Origin of the sequence: Chitiniphilus purpureus, assembly GCF_025642115.1 — a bacterium.
In the GTDB taxonomy this organism is placed as follows: domain Bacteria; phylum Pseudomonadota; class Gammaproteobacteria; order Burkholderiales; family Chitinibacteraceae; genus Chitiniphilus; species Chitiniphilus purpureus.
Genome location: NZ_CP106753.1, coordinates 2,126,750 through 2,145,874, shown reverse-complemented (window position 1 = coordinate 2,145,874; position 19,125 = coordinate 2,126,750). Strand labels below are relative to the sequence as shown.

General features: G+C 65.0%; 19 protein-coding genes and 1 pseudogene. 6 read left to right on the top strand and 14 right to left on the bottom strand.

What is annotated here, in order from left to right; translation table 11 throughout:
• Nucleotides 1-53 precede the first annotated feature (53 nt).
• Nucleotides 54-1,011, top strand: a pseudogene (locus N8I74_RS09980) (IS1595 family transposase).
• A 7-nt stretch (nucleotides 1,012-1,018) separates the two neighbouring features.
• Here the strand turns inward: N8I74_RS09980 and N8I74_RS09975 are convergent.
• Complete coding sequence (locus tag N8I74_RS09975) at nucleotides 1,019-1,174, bottom strand: hypothetical protein (RefSeq protein WP_263122860.1); 156 nt, start codon at nucleotides 1,172-1,174, stop codon at nucleotides 1,019-1,021.
• Between the two features lie 36 nt (nucleotides 1,175-1,210).
• On the opposite strand from N8I74_RS09975, the gene N8I74_RS09970 reads away from it, so the two are divergent.
• Nucleotides 1,211-3,355, top strand: coding sequence for a hypothetical protein (locus N8I74_RS09970; RefSeq protein WP_263122859.1), 2,145 nt, complete (start codon nucleotides 1,211-1,213; stop codon nucleotides 3,353-3,355).
• Between the two features lie 222 nt (nucleotides 3,356-3,577).
• Here the strand turns inward: N8I74_RS09970 and N8I74_RS09965 are convergent, their stop codons facing one another.
• From N8I74_RS09965 to dcd, 4 genes are all read right to left on the bottom strand, one after another.
• Nucleotides 3,578-5,896, bottom strand: a complete 2,319-nt coding sequence (locus tag N8I74_RS09965) for a serine/threonine protein kinase (protein ID WP_263122858.1) — start codon at nucleotides 5,894-5,896, stop codon at nucleotides 3,578-3,580.
• 197 nt (nucleotides 5,897-6,093) lie between these two features.
• Complete coding sequence (cysS, locus tag N8I74_RS09960) at nucleotides 6,094-7,473, bottom strand: cysteine--tRNA ligase (protein WP_263122857.1); 1,380 nt, start codon at nucleotides 7,471-7,473, stop codon at nucleotides 6,094-6,096.
• A gap of 84 nt (nucleotides 7,474-7,557) precedes the next feature.
• Complete coding sequence (gene mgrA / locus N8I74_RS09955) at nucleotides 7,558-8,601, bottom strand: L-glyceraldehyde 3-phosphate reductase (RefSeq protein WP_263122856.1); 1,044 nt, start codon at nucleotides 8,599-8,601, stop codon at nucleotides 7,558-7,560.
• Between the two features lie 136 nt (nucleotides 8,602-8,737).
• Nucleotides 8,738-9,313, bottom strand: coding sequence for a dCTP deaminase (gene dcd / locus N8I74_RS09950; RefSeq protein WP_263122855.1), 576 nt, complete (start codon nucleotides 9,311-9,313; stop codon nucleotides 8,738-8,740).
• 159 nt (nucleotides 9,314-9,472) lie between these two features.
• Here dcd and N8I74_RS09945 point away from each other — a divergent pair, with 159 nt between their 5' ends.
• The 3 genes from N8I74_RS09945 to N8I74_RS09935 all read left to right on the top strand — a co-directional run bounded on the left by N8I74_RS09945 (nucleotide 9,473) and on the right by N8I74_RS09935 (nucleotide 12,083).
• Nucleotides 9,473-9,925: a peroxiredoxin gene (locus N8I74_RS09945; protein WP_263122854.1), complete on the top strand. Its 453-nt coding sequence runs from the start codon at nucleotides 9,473-9,475 to the stop codon at nucleotides 9,923-9,925.
• Nucleotides 9,926-9,988: 63 nt separating this feature from the next.
• Nucleotides 9,989-11,395 carry a PhoH family protein gene (locus tag N8I74_RS09940; RefSeq protein ID WP_263122853.1) on the top strand — a complete coding sequence of 469 codons (1,407 nt, stop codon included), beginning with the start codon at nucleotides 9,989-9,991 and terminating at the stop codon, nucleotides 11,393-11,395.
• Nucleotides 11,396-11,477: 82 nt separating this feature from the next.
• A complete protein-coding gene (locus tag N8I74_RS09935; protein WP_263122852.1) occupies nucleotides 11,478-12,083 on the top strand; it encodes a histidine phosphatase family protein in 606 nt (201 codons plus the stop codon).
• A 12-nt stretch (nucleotides 12,084-12,095) separates the two neighbouring features.
• Here the strand turns inward: N8I74_RS09935 and N8I74_RS09930 are convergent, their stop codons facing one another.
• A complete protein-coding gene (locus N8I74_RS09930; RefSeq protein ID WP_263122851.1) occupies nucleotides 12,096-12,647 on the bottom strand; it encodes a GNAT family N-acetyltransferase in 552 nt (183 codons plus the stop codon).
• A 3-nt stretch (nucleotides 12,648-12,650) separates the two neighbouring features.
• Complete coding sequence (gene nth / locus N8I74_RS09925) at nucleotides 12,651-13,301, bottom strand: endonuclease III (protein ID WP_263122850.1); 651 nt, start codon at nucleotides 13,299-13,301, stop codon at nucleotides 12,651-12,653.
• A gap of 31 nt (nucleotides 13,302-13,332) precedes the next feature.
• On the opposite strand from nth, the gene N8I74_RS09920 reads away from it, so the two are divergent.
• On the top strand, nucleotides 13,333-13,497 hold the full coding sequence (locus N8I74_RS09920; protein ID WP_263122849.1) for a hypothetical protein: 165 nt from the start codon (nucleotides 13,333-13,335) through the stop codon (nucleotides 13,495-13,497).
• 11 nt (nucleotides 13,498-13,508) lie between these two features.
• Here N8I74_RS09920 and N8I74_RS09915 read toward each other — a convergent pair whose 3' ends face one another.
• The 7 genes from N8I74_RS09915 to rsxA all read right to left on the bottom strand — a co-directional run bounded on the left by N8I74_RS09915 (nucleotide 13,509) and on the right by rsxA (nucleotide 19,118).
• The gene (locus tag N8I74_RS09915; RefSeq protein WP_263122848.1) at nucleotides 13,509-13,793 is read right to left on the bottom strand and encodes a hypothetical protein; all 285 of its coding nucleotides are present in this window, start codon (nucleotides 13,791-13,793) and stop codon (nucleotides 13,509-13,511) included.
• Nucleotides 13,794-13,883: 90 nt separating this feature from the next.
• Entirely contained in the window at nucleotides 13,884-14,576 is a 693-nt protein-coding gene (locus N8I74_RS09910) for an electron transport complex subunit E (protein ID WP_263122847.1), read from the bottom strand.
• Nucleotides 14,573-15,199 carry an electron transport complex subunit RsxG gene (gene rsxG / locus N8I74_RS09905; protein WP_263122846.1) on the bottom strand — a complete coding sequence of 209 codons (627 nt, stop codon included), beginning with the start codon at nucleotides 15,197-15,199 and terminating at the stop codon, nucleotides 14,573-14,575. The genes N8I74_RS09910 and rsxG overlap by 4 nt, the downstream gene beginning before the upstream one ends.
• Nucleotides 15,196-16,209 carry an RnfABCDGE type electron transport complex subunit D gene (locus N8I74_RS09900; RefSeq protein ID WP_263122845.1) on the bottom strand — a complete coding sequence of 338 codons (1,014 nt, stop codon included), beginning with the start codon at nucleotides 16,207-16,209 and terminating at the stop codon, nucleotides 15,196-15,198. Before N8I74_RS09900 ends, rsxG begins: the two co-directional genes overlap by 4 nt.
• A gap of 94 nt (nucleotides 16,210-16,303) precedes the next feature.
• Nucleotides 16,304-17,989: an electron transport complex subunit RsxC gene (rsxC, locus tag N8I74_RS09895; protein ID WP_263122843.1), complete on the bottom strand. Its 1,686-nt coding sequence runs from the start codon at nucleotides 17,987-17,989 to the stop codon at nucleotides 16,304-16,306.
• On the bottom strand, nucleotides 17,986-18,543 hold the full coding sequence (rsxB, locus tag N8I74_RS09890; protein WP_308445849.1) for an electron transport complex subunit RsxB: 558 nt from the start codon (nucleotides 18,541-18,543) through the stop codon (nucleotides 17,986-17,988). The genes rsxC and rsxB overlap by 4 nt, the downstream gene beginning before the upstream one ends.
• Nucleotides 18,540-19,118 carry an electron transport complex subunit RsxA gene (rsxA, locus tag N8I74_RS09885; protein WP_263122842.1) on the bottom strand — a complete coding sequence of 193 codons (579 nt, stop codon included), beginning with the start codon at nucleotides 19,116-19,118 and terminating at the stop codon, nucleotides 18,540-18,542. Before rsxA ends, rsxB begins: the two co-directional genes overlap by 4 nt.
• Nucleotides 19,119-19,125 lie beyond the last annotated feature (7 nt).

Below are 19,125 nucleotides of genomic sequence, written 5' to 3'. Positions count from 1 at the left end.
ACGCCGCCCCCTTGGTGCATAGTGAACGAACGTTCACCTTCTAGGGCACAGCCATGGCCATCAACCCGATTCAGATGCAACGCAGCATGTCGTTGGCGGCCTTCATGGCAAAGTATGGTACCGAGGCCTCAATGTGAGGCAGCCTTGTTCAAGGCGCGCTGGCCCGCGGGCTTCCGCTGCCCGTCGTGCCAAGGGTCCAAGGCCACCGAGTTTCTGCGGGGCAAAACACGTTACTGGCGTTGCGCGGGCTGCGCACGTCAGACCAGCCTGACTGCGGGCACCATGATGCATCAGAGCCAGTTGCCGTTGACCAAGTGGTTCCTGGCGATCTATCTGGTCACTCAGTCGAAGACCAATATCGCTGCGCTGGCGCTGATGCGCCAACTGGACATTTCCTGGAGAGCGGCATGGTTGCTCAAGCACAAGCTGATGGATGCCATGCAGCAGCGCGAGGCAGCCAAGCCCTTGGGCGGTGATGTGCGGATCGATGATGCCTATCTGGGCGGAGAACGGACCGGCGGCAAAGCCGGTCGGGGTTCGGAGAACAAGATCGCTTTTGTCGCCGCGGTCCAGATGAGGGAGGGCCGACCGCAGCGGGTGCGGTTTGATCCGGTGTCCGGCTTTTCCTTTGCCGCGCTGCGGCCGTGGGCCGCCAGCGCTTTGGCGCCTGGTAGCACCATCACCTCGGATGGGTTGATTGGCTTTGAAGTCGTGCGGCAACTGGGGTTTGCCCATCAAGTTGTCATCGCGCCCAAGGGCAAGGCGGGCACGGAAGTCGATGCGTTTCGCTGGCTGAACGTGTTGCTGGGCAATCTGAAGACTGCCCTGAGCGGTACCCACCATGCGTTCAAGTTTGCCAAGTACGCCGCCCGCTATCTGGCGGATGCGCAGTACCGATTCAACCGACGCAGTGATCTGCGGGGGATGATTCCGCGCCTGCTGATTGCGCTGGTCGCCGCAAAGCCTTGTCCGCATGGGAACATCCGACTCGATGGTGAACAAGAGACATAATCAGGTGTCAGGATGTATTCCGTTTTTCTTGTAACAGCCCATCATCCATTTCAATCCATTCATCACGAACAACCCCGACACCATATTTCATCAAATCAACATCCCCCTTAAGAACCGGAATCATATCCGCCTGATACAAACCACCTCGATTGAAAGCTCCCAATCAACTCCTGACCGACCCCCTCACAAAGAGGAAAAAATGAACTGGCCGAATCGATCAAAAATGCTGCTGTGTATCACCCTCTATTTGATTGCCTTAGGCGGGGCTCCGGCTCAGGCAGCCATCCACGGGTGGTTTCGTGTCACCGATGGCATTCTTCACGGCTGGGCGTGTGATCCCACACTGCCTTCCGAAATGATCGAGCTCGATATCTATGCAGATGCGCCCGGCGGAAAATCAAGCACTTTTCTGGCACTGGCCCCCGCCAATATCAGCAATGACCCTGGCGTTGCAGCGGCATGTGGTGGAAATCCAAGCCATTCAATAGTTCATGATCTTCGCGCAACAGCAAATTCTGCCAACTTGCCTTCAAGCACCTATTCCATTTATGCGCTGGGTGTACGCAAGAATGCGGGTAATATTGTAGAGATAAAAGAAATAGCCCGCAAAGCCGATGAAGCAACTATCTCCATCAACAATGCGATGTGTGCCGTTGTAACCGGATCAGGCGGATCCATTGTCAATTCTTTTTGCAGCGCAAATGACACCGGGAAAGTATGCCGCTCCACAAACAGGGTTTGCCAGACGCCGATCACCAGCCAATTGAATGGTAGCTGGTATCAGCAAGCGATAGGCTGGGCCAAAAGCAACAATCACCCTCGTGTGGCACTTGAAGCAGGCGTCATTTCCATCACCCAACAAAACAAGTTGAACGCCGCTTGGCCAATCAACTCATTCGGGGTCGGCATTCAGATCCCGTCAGGAATTCAATTGACAGGGTCCAGCAATAGAAACCATAGGACCGTCCTGCAGGCGGCAACAACACTTGATGCCGTGGTGGTGATAGCAAACAACCTCCAGAGTCTGACTCAAGGAATCGGTGGGGCGACATTGGCTGACGTGGACATCGTAGGTGCAGGCTACACCAGTTCCAGCTGTCCCGACGCTGCTTTCGGACTGGCTTCGATCATCACACTTGATCAGACACCGCCAATCGCTACGTCAAGACCCGAGCTTGGGCAGCTTTATGCAGAGTTTGGAGTGCTGGTTGCAGAATCGAGGAGCAGTGACCCACCCGTCCACGTCGTCAGAACCCGTATCTCCGATGTAGGTACCGGCATAAACTATGGCTGGAACACCGCAGTGGAAAAGCGTGACAGCGATTGCGTGGCAAATTCCTGCTTGAGGGTAGACATTCGCCGCAAGCAGAACGGAGAACAATGTGATTCGAGAGATCTGGACATTGACGCTACCGGCGTTGCGCAATATTGCATCGTCAAGACGAAAAAACCGGGCTGCTCCTTCGCCCAGGAGAATTACTGCCCTGCCAAACCCCACGAATTTGTTGGAAACAGGAGCTTTCCATCACATATCCATAACAATTCTCTTTGCAACGTCAAATCGGGCATCAACATCGTTGGCGGCTCTACACGGGTACACCACAACATCGTGATGAGAGCAATGAATGAAGAGAGAAACTCCGGCCGGTTCGGATTGAGCGTGGACGGGCACGTTCCGTACTCCACCGATGTCCAGTTCTATGAGAATTATGTAGCTGGCTATAAAACGGGATTCCTGACCGACGGCAGTCAGTACGTGACCCTTAGCGATACTGATTTTGCGTCCACATTCTTCCTGCAAGGCGTGCCTTTGTCATCCGGTCGACTGAGGGGAGACAACGACCATAACGAACTCAAACAGTATTATTTCGACGAAGCCTCCAGATGGTACAGCAGCACCGAGAACTATCTGGGATACATTGACAACCCGACAGTCCGCGACAACAGGATCTATGTCAACCCGCAGCCGGACTCCATCGGCATTTCTCTATACCGGGTCAATTGGGGCTACATCGGCTTCAATAAAGTCGGCACTCTTGGAAGTGGCGAGAAAGGTTTTAGCGGTGTCCATATAAACAATACGAGCAACAGCTGGATCTATGGCAACCAGATCACCAATTTCTCCAATGGCATTCTGATGAACGGCCTTCCAGGCACCCTGTCCTATTGGGGATCTTGTTGGAACGGAATCGACACCTACTTCAACGCGAACGCACCTGCCGGCAGTCCTGACCGATTTGTACGGTACGCGAATAGCTATGCTGGAAACAGTGCCTGCAATATCAGGGTTGATGCCGAGCAGTGCAGAACGCCTATACCGGCAAGATGCGTATCGGCATGGTGAATCCGCTGTCATTGCAAGGCAGGGGTAACTGTATCGGCGAGCTCGCCCCGTGTCGATTGCGAACACGATGCTGCCCACGGTGCTTGGCACCCGTGCTTGATCCAGGCGGCAGAGGGCTTCGTCACCGGCCATCGCACCGCCCCTACAAGCCTGCCCTACCCCGAATCGGATACCGCGACGGCGACGGTGAGTCCGGCGGGCTCCCGGGCCGGACCGTGGCAATCAACCGCCCACCTGCTTGGTGCGGATCGCCAGCAACGCCTGGTTACGCAAGGTCTTGAGCAGGTTGAGTTCGTCGTTGGCGATCTTCAGGCTGTGCGCGGCGCCGCGGTCGCCGTAGAAGCAGCCGATCAGACGTTTGTCCAGCCGCAGCGGGAACACGATGAAGGTCCGGGCCGGCACCAGCTTGCGGTACCAGGCAGGCACGCGGTCACGGATGTTGTCGGTGTCGATGTCCTCGATCAGGATGTCGGCATTGCGGGCAAGCGCCACCTGGAAGACGTCCTCGACCGGGCCGACCTCGATCCGGAATGACGGCAGCAGTGCATTGATGTCGGTGCCGAAGCCGAAGCGGCCTTGGATCAGCGGTTGCTTCAGATCGCGTGTGGCAAGCACCACCCGCTCGAAGCCGATGCCGCGGTACATGGTCTCCAGGATCATCCGCAAGAGGTCGTTGAGCTTGAAGTCGCCCACCAGGGTGTTGGCGATGTCCTGCACCCCGGCCGACAACACGGCCGTGGAACGGGTGCCGGTTTCGAGCGTGGCCTCCAGCACGGTCTCGGCCAGGACGTCCTCGCCTGCCGTCCCGCCCGCCACCTGCGTACCGCCACGCAGGCCGCGCAGTTGCCGCATGAATTCGCTGCCGCCCTGGTCCACGCCGATCGCACCGAGGTAGCCGATGAAGTGGTCGGTGGTTTCCTTCAACAGCTCGTGGATATCCCGCGATTCCAGTCCAAGCGGCCTGCCGTAGCGTTCCAGCGCGCCGGCCTGGATGCGGGCCGCTTCAGTGGCGCCTGCGCCGATCACGCGCTGCAGGTCGTTGCCCAGGTTGGCGTACTGGCGCAGGCGTTCCAGATTGTTCTGCGGTTCGCGCAAGGCGCCGGGCGGCAGCGGACGCATGCTGTTGATGATCCGGTCCGGAAAGCTCCAGTGCTGGGCCACGCCGATCCCCAGCTCGCCGTAGGTGAGACCCAGCACCACGGTGGCTGCAGCCTCCTCGCTCATCCCGCCTTCCATGCGCTTGGCCACTTCCTGGCCCTCTTCATGGAAGTAGTACAGCGTCAGCAGCCTGCCCAGATGATGGAACATGCCGCAGATCAGCGCTTCCTCCACATCGCGCGTACCCAGCCGGCGCCCGATGGCGCGGCACAGCAGGCCGCAGAAGAAGGCGCGCAGCACGCTGTCGCGCAGTGTGAGCGCCTGCGCCTTGTTGTGCATGTGCTCGAACAGCAGCAGCGTGATCGCCAGATTGCGGATGGCGTCGAAACCCAGGATCACGATGGCGCGCGACACAGTGCTGATGGTGCCGCCGAACTGGCTGTAGGTGGCCGAGTTGACGATGCGCAACAGCTTGTTGGTCAGCGAGAAGTCCTTGAGGATCACATCGGCGAGCACCTGCAGCCGCTCGGTCTCATCGCCGCTGATCTTGTTGATGGCGCTGATCGCCTGGGACAACGCAGGGAAATCGGCGGTATGGCGCATGCGCCGCAGCAGGAATTCCAGCGTGCTCTGCCCGCCCCCGTCCAGTGCGGCGCCACCGTCCTGGGCACCTTGCCAGCCGCGCAGCGCTTCGAGCATCGCCTCGGCGTCGGCATAGCGCTCCTCGGGCGACTTGAACAGTGCCACCATCACCAGATGGTCGAGCTTCTCGTCGATGCCCGGGCGCAGCGTGGACGGTGGGGTGAACGGCTCGTTGGCGATGCGGTACAGGATGGCCAGCACCGATTCGCCCTCGGCCGCGGTGCGACCGGTCAGCAACTGGTAGAGCGTCATCCCCACCGCAAAAAGATCGGCCTGGGCATCGGCGGGCAGGTCCTTCAGCCGCTCGGGGGCCATATAGCTGGCGGTGCCGGCCATGCCGGCCACCGCACCGCGCAGCGCGGCAATGCCGAAATCCATGATGCGCGGCCGGCCGGCGGCATCGACGATCACGTTGTGCGGCTTGATATCACGATGGATCACGCCCTGTGCATGCGCAGCTGCCAGCCCCAGCAACACGCCGCAGATCAGATCCACCGCCTGCACGGCGGACAGCGGCCCCTCACGCTTGAGCCGCGCGGCGAGCGTCTCGCCTTCCACGTATTCGAACACCAGCCAGGATTGCTCCTGCGCCTCGAAGGCGTCGTACAGCGTCACGACGTTGGGATGCTGCAGACGGCTGACCATCTGGACTTCGGCCAGCGCCCCGCCCGCGTCGCGGCGCAGCGCCTTGAGCGCCACCTGACGGCCCAGCTTGAGGTCGCGCGCGAGGAATACCTTGCCCTGGGCGCCCTGGCCCAACGTGCGGACGATCTCGAAACGATTCTGCAGCTTTTCCGGCATGGCGCCTCCTTCGAAGCATCATAGCCGCATTGAAAGCTAGCAGTGCTGCAGCATGGCCGTGGCAAGGCGCCGGTTGACAAAAGGTAGGACAGTCCGGCACAGACAGTGTGGGGCGGACAGCCGCGCCAACCGTGGCCTTTGGCAAAAAGCGGAATAAAAACAGGGCGCTGCCGCGCCCTGTGTATCACCGCAATATCTTACAATCTTCGCCAGCCAGTGCCGCCGGCGCCGTCTTCCAGCACGATGCCGTTGGCCAGCAGCTCATCGCGGATGCGGTCGGATTCGGCCCAGTCCTTGGCCACGCGTGCGGCCTTGCGTGCGGCGATCGCCGCTTCGATGCGCGCAGCGCCCCACTCGCCCTCACCCGCCCCGGCCTGCAGGAATGCCTGCGGTTCGCGCTGCAGCAGGCCCAGCACACCCGCCAGCGCCCTCAGTTCGCCCGCCAGCGCCGCGGATTGCTGCCGGTTGGCTTCGTGGGCCAATTCGAACAGCACCGCCACCGCCTCGGTGGTGTTGAAGTCGTCGTCCATCGCAGCCTTGAAGCGCGCGGCATGGGGCGAGGCCCAGTCCACCGCCGTGTCAGCCGGCGACACGCTTTTCAGGGCGGTGTAGAGTCGGGTCAGCGCGTTCTTGGCGTCGTCCAGGTGCGCGTCGCTGTAGTTGAGCGGGCTACGGTAGTGGGCGCGCAGGATGAAAAAGCGCACCACCTCGGCATCGTACTTCTGCAGCACATCACGGATGGTGAAGAAGTTGCCCAGGCTCTTGGACATCTTCTCGTTGTCCACCCGGATGAAGCCGTTGTGCATCCAGTAGTTCACATAGCGGTGGCCGCTTGCGCCCTCGCTCTGCGCGATCTCGTTCTCGTGGTGCGGAAACTGCAGGTCGGCGCCGCCGCCGTGGATGTCGAAATGCGCGCCCAGGTGGTGGCAGCTCATCGCCGAACATTCGATATGCCAGCCCGGCCGTCCCGCCCCCCATGGCGACGCCCACTTGGCCTCGGCCGGCTCGTCCGGCTTGGCCGCCTTCCACAGCACGAAGTCGAGTGGGTCCTCCTTGTTCGGGTCCACGTCCACCCGCTCGCCGGCGCGCAGATCGTCCAGCGACTTGCCCGAAAGCTTGCCGTAGCCGTCGAACTTGCGTACCGCGTAGTACACATCGCCGTTGGGCGCGGGGTAGGCCAGCCCGTTGTCGATCAATTGCCCGATCATCTGGTGCATGGCACCGACGAACGCCGTGGCGCGCGGCTCGTGATCCGGCCGCAGCACGCCGAGCGCATCGGCATCCTCGTTCATGGCGGCGATGAAGCGCTCGGTCAGCGCATCGATCGGCTCGCCGTTCTCCAGCGCCCGCTTGATGATCTTGTCGTCGATGTCGGTGATGTTGCGCACGTAGTTCACCGCATAGCCGGATGCGCGCAGCCAGCGCGCCACCATGTCGAACACCACCATCACGCGCGCATGTCCCAGGTGACAGTAGTCGTAGACGGTCATGCCGCACACATACATGTTCACCTTGCCCGGGTGGATGGGCTTGAAGACTTCCTTGTCGCGCGTGAGGGTGTTGTAGAGAGTGATCATGGTCGGGCGGGTCGGCAGGAAAACCGCGATTCTAGCAAAGCGCCGCGCGGCGCAGGGTATGCGCCGCGGCGGCACGGACGGGATTCAGATACGCTGGTCGGTCGACGGCTTTTCCCACAGATTGATGCCGCTCTCGACCGCGTACTGGTCGATCCGCGCCAGCTCCTCGGCGGTGAAGGCCAGGTTCTGCAGCGCGCCGACGTTCTCGCGGATCTGCCCGGGCGAGCTGGCACCGATCAACGTGGTGGTGACCGCCGGATGGCGCAGCACCCAGGCGAGCGCCATCTGCGCCAGGCTCTGTCCACGTGCCCTGGCGATCTCGTTCAGCGCACGCACGCGGGCGAGGTTCTCATCGCTCAGGTGGCTGCGCTGCAGTGAAGCGCCACCGGGCTGGTTGATACGCGCCCCGGCCGGGATCCCGTCCAGGTACTTGTCCGACAACAGCCCCTGAGCCAGCGCGGTGAAGGTGATGCAGCCGGCGCCCAGATCCGTCAGCGTATCCAGCAGCTCGTGCTCGACCCAGCGGTTGAGCATGTTGTAGGCAGGCTGATGGATCAGCAGCGGCACCTGCCATTGCGCGAGCAGTGCGGCCATCTCGCGGGTCTTGCCGGGCGAATACGACGAGATGCCGATATAGAGCGCCTTGCCCTGCTGCACCGCCGTGGCCAGTGCGCTGGCGGTCTCCTCCAACGGCGTATCGATGTCAAAGCGGTGCGAATAGAAGATGTCGACATAATCCAGCCCCAGGCGCGCAAGGCTCTGGTCCAGACTGGCGAGCACGTATTTGCGGCTGCCGCCACCCTGCCCATACGGCCCCGGCCACATGTCCCAGCCGGCCTTGGTGGCGATGATCAGTTCGTCGCGGTAGGGCCTGAAATCCTCGCGCAACAGCCGGCCGAAGTTGGTCTCGGCAGCGCCGTAGGGCGGGCCGTAGTTGTTGGCAAGGTCGAAATGGGTGATGCCAAGGTCGAACGCGGTACGCAGCATGGCACGTTGCCGCTCGATGGGAACGCTGTCACCGAAGTTGTGCCACAGACCGAGCGACAGCGCCGGCAGGCGCAGGCCGCTCGCGCCGCAGCGGCGATAGATCATGGTGTCGTAACGTTGCTCGGCGGCGTGATAGGCCATGGCGTGCTCCTGATGCCGGAAATGGAGAGAGCGCAAGCATGCGCCGTCCCGGACAGCGGCGCCATAGCCTGGCTTGGTCTGCCTCAGCACCTGCCACCGCGGGAGCCGGTTGCAGCCGCGCGGGGCGGCAGGTCCGTCAGGTCTTGGGCAGCGTCACGCCGACCTGGCCCTGATACTTGCCGCCGCGATCGCGGTAGCTCGTCTCGCACACATCGTCGGCATCGGCTTCGAAGAACAGCACCTGCGCCACGCCTTCGTTGGCATAGATCTTGGCCGGCAGCGGGGTGGTGTTGGAAAACTCCAGCGTCACATAGCCTTCCCACTCGGGCTCGAACGGCGTGACATTGACGATGATGCCGCAGCGCGCATAGGTGGATTTGCCAAGGCACACCGTCAGCACGTTGCGCGGGATGCGGAAGTACTCGACCGTGCGCGCCAGCGCGAACGAGTTGGGCGGGATGATGCAATAGCCCTTGCCCGACACATCGACGAAGCTGTTCTCGTCGAAGTTCTTGGGATCGACGATGGTGCTGTTCAGGTTGGTGAACACCTTGAATTCGTCGGCACAGCGGATATCGTAGCCGTAGCTGGAGGTGCCGTAGGACACGATGCGCGCGCCGTCCACCTCCTTCACCTGGCCCGGCACAAACGGTTCGATCATCCGCTGCTGCTCGACCATGCGCCGGATCCAGCGGTCGCTCTTGATACTCATCGTTGTCACACCATCTGAAAAAAATGCCGGGTATTGTACCCAGGTCGACGGGGCTGTTGGCAAAACCGCAGCCGCCCGCACCGCGCCTTGCCGCAACCCCGGGCTTTGCCCAGAATGGATCGCGGGGCGCGTGTTCGAACCACTTCAGACGGAGCATCCATGTCCAGCATCCCTGCCCTGACCCTGCCAACCACCGGCGGCGGCACCTTCGACCCCGCCGCATTGCGCGGTCAGGCCTACGTGCTCTACTTCTACCCCAAGGACAACACCCCCGGCTGCACCACCGAAGGCAATGATTTCCGCATCCATCACGCCGATTTCGCTGCCGCCGGCGTCACGGTGTTCGGCGTCTCGCGCGATTCGGTCAGGTCGCACGAGGGCTTCAAGAGCAAGCAATGCTTTCCATTCGAGCTGATCAGCGACCCGGACGAGCGCCTGTGCGAGGCGCTGGGCGTGATGAAGCTCAAGAACATGTACGGCAGACAGGTGCGCGGGGTGGAGCGCAGCACCTTCGTCGTCGACCGCGAGGGACATGTCGTCAAGGAATGGCGCGGTGTGAAGGTACCGGGCCACGTCAAGGAGGTGCTCGATTTCGTCCAGACCCTGAAGTAACCCGAAGCGGCCGCAAGGCCGCTTTGTCGTTGTCATCCAGCCCATCACAACAAGGACTAGACCATGGCCGCCCGTAAATCCCGCCGCGCTCAGGAAACCAAGCTCTTCGTGCTGGACACCAACGTGCTGATGCACGATCCGACGTCGATCTTCCGCTTCGAGGAACACGATCTGTTCCTGCCGATGATGACGCTGGAGGAACTGGACAACAACAAGAAGGGCATGAGCGAAGTCGCCCGCAATGCGCGCCAGACCAGCCGCTTCATCGAGGAGCTGCTTGCCGGGCAGGAGGAGAACCTGCACACCGGCGTGGCGCTGCTGCAGGCCAGCAAGGGGCAGGCAAGCGGCCGGCTCTACCTGCAGACCGAGGCCATCACCAGCGTGCTGCCCTCGCAGCTGCCGATGGGCAAGGCCGACAACCAGATCCTCGGGGTGGTGCACCATCTGCAGCAGATGCAGCAGCAGCGGCAGGTGATCCTGGTGTCCAAGGACATCAACATGCGCATCAAGGCCCGCGCCATGGGCCTGGCTGCCGAGGACTACTTCAACGACAAGGTGCTGGAAGACACCGACCTGCTCTATACCGGCACGCGCGAGATCGAACCGTCGTTCTGGGACAGGAACGGCAAGGATCTGCAAAGCTGGCAGGAGGGCGGCAAGAGCTACTGGAAGATCAAGGGCCCGGACTGCGTCGACCTGTACCCGAACCAGATGCTGTTCCAGCCGGCCGACGGCTTCACCGCACGCGTGCTGTCGGTCGAGGGCAAAGAGGCCACGCTGGAGAGCCTGAAGGACTACAGCCACGGCAAGAACGCGATCTGGGGCATCACCGCGCGCAACCGCGAGCAGAATTTCGCGCTCAACCTCTTGATGGACCCGGAGATCGACTTCGTCTCGCTGCTGGGCCAGGCCGGCACCGGCAAGACGCTGCTCACGCTGGCGGCGGGCCTGGCGCAGACGCTGGAATCCAAGATCTACACCGAGATCATCATGACCCGCGTCACCGTGCCGGTGGGCGAGGACATCGGCTTCCTGCCGGGCACCGAGGAAGAGAAGATGCAGCCGTGGATGGGCGCGCTGGAGGACAACCTGGACGTACTCAACCAGTCCGACGCCGAGGCCGGCGACTGGGGCCGTGCCGCCACGCGCGACCTGATCCGCTCGCGCATCAAGGTGAAATCGCTCAACTTCATGCGCGGCCGCACCTTCCTCAACAAGTTCCTGATCATCGACGAGGCGCAGAACCTGACGCCCAAGCAGATGAAGACGCTGATCACCCGCGCCGGTCCCGGCACCAAGGTGGTGTGCCTGGGCAACATCAGCCAGATCGACACACCGTATCTCACCGAGGGTTCGTCGGGCCTCACCTTCGTGGTGGACCGCTTCAAGGGCTGGCAGCACGGCGGGCATGTGACGCTGCAGCGCGGCGAGCGCTCGCGGCTGGCCGATCACGCGGCCGAGGCACTCTGATCGGTCCGTGGCGGCGGCGTCCGGCGCTCGCGGGCCGGACGGGCCCCAGGCTATGATCGCCGCTTTGCCCCCGGCGCCGCCCATGTCCCGCACACTTTATCTGCTTCGCCACGGCCAGACCGAGTACAACGTGGTGCGTCGCCTGCAGGGGCGCTGTGATTCCGCGCTGACCACGCTTGGGCAGGCACAGGCGCGCGCGATGGGCGAGGCATTGCGCCGCGAGCTTGGCGACGCCCAAGGCTGGCAGATGCGGGTCAGCCCGCTGCTACGCGCGCAGTGCAGCGCACGCCTGGTCGCCCAGGCGCTGGGCCTGCCCGAGACCGCCCTGCAGTTGGACGAGCGGCTGGTCGAAGTGGGCTTCGGCGATTGGGAAGCGCAGCTGCGCGCCGACCTGATCGCGCGCCACCCCCATCTGGACCAGGCCCCCGACTGGCATTTCCATGCGCCCAATGGCGAAGCGCTGGCTGCGGTGCTGGCGCGCATCGACGACTTCCTGGCCGACCCGGCGCTGCCCGCGCGGTTGATCGTGGTGTCGCACGGGTTGTTCGGGCGGCTGCTGCGCCATCGCTACAGCGGCGCCGAGGAGCGCCTGCGGTTCAGTGGCGAGATGCCGCAGGACGCCTTCTTCCGGCTGGCCGACGGCGGCGTGACCCGCATCGATTGCCAGCCACTCGCCGCCACACCCTGAGAGCGGCCGGCGCTACAGCGGCCGCGCCAGATACAGCGCCACTTCGCGCGGGTCGACCTGCTGCGGGTCATACAGTGCGAGATCGAGCCCGCACAGCCCGAAGCCTTGCGCGCGGTAGAAATCGATCGCCGCCACATTGGTGGTCTGCGTTTCCAGCCATACTTGGCGCGCCGGGGTGCCGCGGGCATACACGGCCGTGGCGGCCACCAGATGCGCGCCCACGCCGCGACGCTGCCGGGCCGGCGCGACGAACAGATTGTCCAACGTCACGCTGCGCTGCCACGCGTGGTAGGTCGCCGTGGCAAAGCCGGCGACCGACTCGCCCTGGTGCGCGATCAGCGTGAAGCCGGCCGCGGCAATGTCCTCATCCAGGCCGGACAGGTCATAGCGCTTGCGGAACGGCACGGCCAGCGGCACATCGTGCAACGTGAAACCCAACCCGTCGGCGACGACGCGGTAGCAGCGGTCCGTCACATAAGCGGCGTCGAATGCCTGCAACGCCGGCCCATCCCGCGACCAATCGATGGGGCGGTACCGGATGGGGTTCACCAGGGCTGCGCTCATGCGTCAACGCCCCTTGGGCGGCATCAGTTCCTTGGGGCGGTAATCGCACAGGTCGTTGACCGGGCAGCGCCAGCACTCGGGCCGACGCGCCTTGCAGATGTAGCGCCCGTGCAGGATCAGCCAGTGGTGGGCATTGAGCTTGAACTGGGGCGGCGTCACCTGTAGCAGCTTGTGCTCGACCGCCACCACGTCCTTGCCCGGCGCGAGCCCGGTCCGGTTCGCCACGCGGAAGATATGGGTGTCGACCGCGATGGTGGGTTCGCCGAACGCCGTATTGAGCACCACGTTGGCCGTCTTGCGCCCGACCCCGGGCAGGGCCTCCAGCGCCGCACGCTCGCGCGGCACCTCGCCGCCGTGCTGCTCGATCAGGATGCGGCAGGTGGCGATCAGGTGCTTGGCCTTGCTGCGGTACAGCCCGATGGTGGCGATATACGGCTCCAGCCCCGCCTGGCCCAGGGCCAGGATGGCCTGCGGCGTATTGGCCACCGGAAAAAGCCTGCGGGTCGCCTTGTTGACACCCACGTCAGTGGCCTGCGCCGAGAGCAGCACCGCGGTCAGCAGCTCGAACGGCGTGGTGTATTCCAGTTCGGTGGTCGGTGCCGGGTCCAGCTCGGCCAGGCGCTGGTAGAAGATACGGCGGGTTTCTTTGTTCATGGGTTCACAGGGCGCGGACAGGTGAAGGCGTATGACAATGCGGTTCGGACGATGGCCGGGCAGCGGCCGGGGCGGTACAGTACCGGCCCGGCTGCACCGTGAGGATATCCAATCGGGCGCCATTCCGGTGATGCAGCACGACCTTGGTCAGCACATCCCGCCGCCGCAGGAAAACCAGCAGGACTTCGCCGCATAGGTATCGCCGGATCATTGCTTGCACCGTGCATCCTTCAACCGGGCCAGGGCCGTCTCCGGCACCGACCGGTGCGCAGCCGCCACGGTCACCCGGTTGATCGGCCGCTTGTCCGCCCCGACCTGCCCCGAATCGAGCCACGCCCTGTCCTCCATTGCCATGGACAGCGCCTGATTGCCGGTGCGGGCATCGGCGAACAGTAGGTTCATGACCACCCCGTGTTCGAGTTCAGGCTGCGTTTCAGTCGTGGCGCAGCACAGCGCCGACACTGCGGCACCCATCTCCTTTCCGGTGTTCATCGACTTTCTCCATCCAGTCGGCTGCCGGCCATGGGCGACGCACCCTGGTCCGCGTGCGGCGCTGGCAAACCGGACCGGAAACCAGGACGCTCAGCCGCCGGCGCCATCGGGCACCGTCGCGAGCGGGGCCGGGCCGGTGCGGCGGGCGATGCGGCGGTCCCACGCGCTCTTGCCGGCGATCAGGAAGGCCAGACCGAAAAAAGCCCCGGGTGGCAACGCCGCCAGCAGGAACTGGTAGTGCGCATCGGCCGGGGTCACCTGGATGACCCAGCCGCGTGCGGCAGCACCGAACACCAGATCGATGCCGGACAGCAATGTACCCTGCGCCGCCAGTTCCCGCAGCGCACCCAGCACGGCCAGCACCGCCGTCAGTCCGGCCCCCATGGCCGCACCGTCCAGCGCCGCCCGCGCCACAGGCTGGCGCGAGGCAAACACCTCGGCGCGCGCCAGCACAATGCAGTTGGTGGTGATCAGCGGGATGAAGATGCCCAGCACCCGGTACAGCCCATGCGCGTATGCGCTGAACAGTAGGTCCACCACCGTGACCAGCGTCGCGATGATCAACATGAAGATCGGCACGCGCAATGTCTGGGGAATCCATCGCCGCAACGACGCCACCGCCATGCCCGACAGCATCATCACCGCACAGGTGGCCAGGCCCAGCGACACGGCGTTGACCACATTGCTGGAGATCACCAGCACCGGGCACAGCCCGAGCAATTGCACGAGGCCGGCGTTCTGCCGCCACAGCCCGTCGTGCATGATCGCGCGCGCATCGCTCATGAAGCCCTCCCGGCGAACCATGCCGCATGGTGATCGCGGACGACCAGCAGTGTGCGCCGCAGCGCCGCCACCACCGCGCGCGGCGTGACACTGGCACCGGCCGTGGCATCGAACACACCACCGTCCTGCCGGATCGCCCAGCCATCCTCGGGCGGCTCGCCCAGCGTCCGGCCGGCAAACTGGCTGCTCCACGGCGAACGTGCGGCGTCGATGTAATCCCCCAGGCCCGGGGTTTCCCGATGCGCCAGCACCCGTACGCCCAGCAACGCGCCATCCCGCCCCACCCCGACCAGCAGCCGGATCGGTCCGGCGTAGCCGTCCGGCGCAACCACCTCCAGCGCCAACGCCACCACGGTGCCGTTCCGTCGCGCCGGATAGACCGGCACCGGTCCGGCGTGGCCAAGGCGACGTGCCTGCGGTGCCGGCAGTGGCCAGGCATCGCGCGCCGGATCGTTGTCATGCGCCGGCAACACCTGCGCCAGCAACGCCAGCCGCGCCGCATGCGCGCTGCGCGCGGCCCGCTCGCGCGTGAGGTCCCATACCCCTGCCAGCAACGCAGTGGCAGCCAACGCGAACGCCAGCAGCGTCAGCGCCCCGCGTACCCCGGCCGCGGTCGTGCTCATGACCGGCCCGCCCGCCCGGCCTTGCGGCCGAACACCGGCGGCTGGGTCAGCTGATCGAGCAAGGGTGTGGCCATGTTCATGATCAGCACGGCAAAGGCCACACCGTCAGGGAAATTGCCGAAGGCGCGGATCAGGTAGGTCAGCGCACCGGCGGATGCGGCATAGATGATCCGGCCGCGCGCGGTGGTGGGCGCGGTCACCGGATCGGTGACGATGAAGAACGCCCCGAGCAGCGCGGCACCGCTGCCCAGATGGAACAGTGCGCCGGCATGCGCGGCCGGATCGGCCCAATGGAAGAGCGCCGCCAGCACCGCCAGCGCCCCGAGGAAGCCGCATGGCAGCTGCCAGGGAATCAATCGCTGCTGCAGCAGGAAGAGCCCGCCCACCAGCCAGCCCAGTGCCAGCCATGCCGAAGTACCGCCCAACATCCCGTCCGGTCCGGGCAGGCCCTGACGCACCGCAGTGCGGGCGGCATCGAGCGGCGTGGCGCTTGCCAACGCATCGAAACCGATGCCATGCGGCAACACCCCGCCGAAGATATGCGCCAGCTGGGCGGACGCATCCAGGTAGGCCGGTCCGGCGGCGAGCGGCGCAGCCCAATGCGACATCTGTGCGGGAAATGACACGATCAGCACCACAAAACCCACCATCGCCGGGTTGAAGGTGTTCTGCCCCAGCCCGCCGTAGACCTGCTTGCCCAGCGCAATGGCAAACATACTGCCCAGCACGGCCAGCCACCACGGCGCCAGCGGCGGCAGCGACAACGCCAGCAGCCAGGCACAGACCAGCGCCGAACCATCGCTCACGAAGCGTCGTACCGGGTACCCGCGCAGCTTCAGGCACAGCGCCTCGGTGGCCAGCGCCGCCACGCTTGCCAGCGCAAGCTGCGCCAGCACGCCGATGCCAAAGAGCCACACTTGCAACGCGATTCCAGGCAGCAGGGCGGCCAACACCTTGAGCATCACCCGCTGCAATGGCGTGGCCGCGCTCAGAAAGGGCGAGGTCCGCATCACCGCTCCCCCGCTGGCGGAGGCAGCGCCCACCCGGGTTGCCGCCCCTCACCTGACTGCATGCCGCCCCGTTCCGCCGCGATCTGGCCCGCGCTCACCGTCGCGACTCCTGGGCGGCACGCCGTTGCGCCGCACGTGCCATGGCCGCCTCGATGCGCGCCTGTTTCTCGTCCGCCACCGGTTGCGCCTCGTCCGCCACCGGTTGCGCGCTGGCCGCTGCCGGCGGCTGTCCGGCACCATCGCGCCGGGCCGCGGCACGGGCCAGCGCGGCGGCGATACGGGCCTGCTTCTCGTCCAGCGGCGCCGGCGCGTCCGTCTGCGGCGGCGGCAACACCACCGGCGCCGGCGATGTCACGGCGGGGACAGGCGCGGCATGCGGCGAGCGCCGCTCGGCCCTGGCCTGCTGCGCCGCCTCCAGCCGGCGCTGGCGCGCCTGATGGCGCCGCCGCGCCAGATCGGCCGCCTGCCCGGCGGCATCGGCGGCCCATAGCTCGGCCTTGGCGTGGCGGTAGTAGTCCACCAACGGGATATGCGAGGGGCACACGTAGGCACAGGCGCCGCACTCGATGCAATCGAACAGATGGCGTTCGCGCGCGCGGTCGAACTGCCTGGCCCGTGCGAACCAGTACAGATCCATGGGCTGCAGTTCGGCCGGGCAGACCTGCGCGCAGTCACCGCAGCGGATGCATGGCATCGGCGGCGGGGCGGGCGGGAACAGCGCCGGACTCTTGGCAACGATGCAGTTGCCCGACTTGGTCAACCCGGCCGCAAGCGACGGCAACGCGAACCCCATCATCGGCCCGCCGTACAGATAGCCCTCGACGCCGTCATCCGCGCCGGCGTGCTGCATCAGCGCATCCAGCGGCGTACCGAGCAAGGCTTCGACGTTGCCCGGGCGCGCCACGGCACCGGTCAGTGTGACGATGCGGCTGATCAGGGGCTCGCCGTGTTCGAGCGCGCGGTACAGCGCGTACACCGTGCCGACGTTGAAACACTGCACGCCCAGTTCGGTGGCGCGGGTGCCGGCCGGCACCTCCAGCCCGGTCAGCAGCCTGATCAACTGCTTGGCGCCGCCGGACGGATAGCGCGTGGGCAGCGCCACCACCTCGATGTCCGCGCCACCGCATGCCAGCTGCAGCGCTTCGATCGCCTCGGGTTTGTTGTCCTCCACCCCGACCAGCACCGTCTGCGCGCGGAGCAGCGTGCGCAGGATCTGGATGCCGGCGACCAGGTCGGCTGCGCGCTCGCGCATCAGCCTGTCGTCGCAGGTGATGTAGGGCTCGCATTCCGCGCCATTGATCACCAGGGTCTCGATGCCCCGGCCCGACCCGAGCTTGAGATGCGTGGGAAACCCGGCACCGCCGAGCCCGACCACACCCATGGCACACAGCTGCTGCGCGACCGCCTCGATCCCGGCAGTGCGCCAGTCGAACGGCATGCGCTCGACCCAGCGCTCCTGCCCATCCGGCACCAGCACCACGCACAGCTCGGTCAGGCCGGATGGATGCGGGACCGACCGGGGCTCGATCGCCACGATGCGCCCGGAGGTCGGCGCATGCAGCGCACTGGAGATCCGCCCTTCGGGCACCGCCAGGGTCTGGCCTTTCAGCACCGTGTCGCCGGGGACGACGATGGGACGCGCCGGCTGGCCGATATGCTGGCGCAGCGACAGCACCAGTTGCGACGGCAGCGGCAGGCTGCCGATGCGGCTGCCGTTGGAATGCCGCTTGTGCTCTGGCGGCCGGATGCCGCCGTGGAACGGATGCAATATGCGGCTCATGCGCTCACCTTGAGCGGAATCACCGGATAGCGCCAACGCCAGCTGGCCGGGGTCTCCCCGGGGGCGACCATCTCGATGCAATCGACCGGACAGGGCGCGACGCACAGCTCGCACCCGGTGCACTCACTGGCGATGACGGTGTGCATCTGCCTGGCGGCACCGACGATGGCATCGACCGGGCACGCCTGGATGCACAGTGTGCAGCCGATGCAGACGCGCTCGTCGATCACCGCCAGCCGCTTGGGCTTCGCCTCGCCGTGCGCCCGATTGAGTGGGATGAACTCCTGGCCGAGCAGCCCGGCCAACCGGCGTATGCCCTCGTCGCCACCGGGCGGGCACTGATTGATCTGCGCCTCGCCGGCGGCGATCGCCTCGGCATAGGGCCGACAACCCGGGTAGCCGCACTGGGCGCATTGCGTCTGCGGCAGCAGGGCATCGATCCGGTCGACCAGCGGGTTTGCCGCCACGCGCAGGCGCAGTGCGGCCACGCCGAGGAGCGCACCCAGCAGCACCGCCAGCCCGCCCATCGCCGCAAGCGCCTGCAGCATGCTCATCGCGCCATCCCCGTGAATCCCATGAAGGCGAGACTCATCAATCCGGCGGTGATCAGCGCCAACGGCGTGCCCTTGAATGCGAGTGGGGTATCGGCGCCCTCCTGCCGCTCGCGTACCGCGGCAAACAGGATCAGCACCAGCGAAAACCCCAGCGCCGAGCCCAGACCGAACAGCAGTGATTCGACGAAGCCATGCTGTGCCTGCGCGTTGAGCAATGGAATGCCCAGCACGGCACAATTGGTGGTGATCAGCGGCAGGTAGATGCCCAACACCTGGTACAGCGCCGGGCTGGTGGCATGGATGAACAGCTCGGTGAACTGCACCATCGCCGCGATGGTGACGATGAACGCCAGCGTGCGCAGATAGGTGAGCTGCCACGCCTGCAGCGCCTGCTCGATCAACCAGGAGGCGCCCGAAGCCAGCGTCAGCACGAAGGCGGTGGCCAGCGCCATGCCGACCGAGGACGTGAGCTTCCTGGACACCCCCATGAACGGGCACAGCCCGAGGATGCGTGTCAGCACGACATTGTTAACCAGCGCGGCACCGACCAGCACAAGCAGATAATCAAACGGCATCGGCCTC

Coding starts and splice junctions, on each gene's coding strand:
- N8I74_RS09970 (WP_263122859.1), top strand. CDS start 1,211: ATGAACTGGCCGAATCGATCAAAAATGCTGCTGTGTATCACCCTCTAT.
- N8I74_RS09965 (WP_263122858.1), bottom strand. CDS start 5,896: ATGCCGGAAAAGCTGCAGAATCGTTTCGAGATCGTCCGCACGTTGGGC.
- cysS (WP_263122857.1), bottom strand. CDS start 7,473: ATGATCACTCTCTACAACACCCTCACGCGCGACAAGGAAGTCTTCAAG.
- mgrA (WP_263122856.1), bottom strand. CDS start 8,601: ATGGCCTATCACGCCGCCGAGCAACGTTACGACACCATGATCTATCGC.
- dcd (WP_263122855.1), bottom strand. CDS start 9,313: ATGAGTATCAAGAGCGACCGCTGGATCCGGCGCATGGTCGAGCAGCAG.
- N8I74_RS09945 (WP_263122854.1), top strand. CDS start 9,473: ATGTCCAGCATCCCTGCCCTGACCCTGCCAACCACCGGCGGCGGCACC.
- N8I74_RS09940 (WP_263122853.1), top strand. CDS start 9,989: ATGGCCGCCCGTAAATCCCGCCGCGCTCAGGAAACCAAGCTCTTCGTG.
- N8I74_RS09935 (WP_263122852.1), top strand. CDS start 11,478: ATGTCCCGCACACTTTATCTGCTTCGCCACGGCCAGACCGAGTACAAC.
- N8I74_RS09930 (WP_263122851.1), bottom strand. CDS start 12,647: ATGAGCGCAGCCCTGGTGAACCCCATCCGGTACCGCCCCATCGATTGG.
- nth (WP_263122850.1), bottom strand. CDS start 13,301: ATGAACAAAGAAACCCGCCGTATCTTCTACCAGCGCCTGGCCGAGCTG.
- N8I74_RS09920 (WP_263122849.1), top strand. CDS start 13,333: ATGACAATGCGGTTCGGACGATGGCCGGGCAGCGGCCGGGGCGGTACA.
- N8I74_RS09915 (WP_263122848.1), bottom strand. CDS start 13,793: ATGAACACCGGAAAGGAGATGGGTGCCGCAGTGTCGGCGCTGTGCTGC.
- N8I74_RS09910 (WP_263122847.1), bottom strand. CDS start 14,576: ATGAGCGATGCGCGCGCGATCATGCACGACGGGCTGTGGCGGCAGAAC.
- rsxG (WP_263122846.1), bottom strand. CDS start 15,199: ATGAGCACGACCGCGGCCGGGGTACGCGGGGCGCTGACGCTGCTGGCG.
- N8I74_RS09900 (WP_263122845.1), bottom strand. CDS start 16,209: ATGCGGACCTCGCCCTTTCTGAGCGCGGCCACGCCATTGCAGCGGGTG.
- rsxC (WP_263122843.1), bottom strand. CDS start 17,989: ATGAGCCGCATATTGCATCCGTTCCACGGCGGCATCCGGCCGCCAGAG.
- rsxB (WP_308445849.1), bottom strand. CDS start 18,543: ATGAGCATGCTGCAGGCGCTTGCGGCGATGGGCGGGCTGGCGGTGCTG.
- rsxA (WP_263122842.1), bottom strand. CDS start 19,118: ATGCCGTTTGATTATCTGCTTGTGCTGGTCGGTGCCGCGCTGGTTAAC.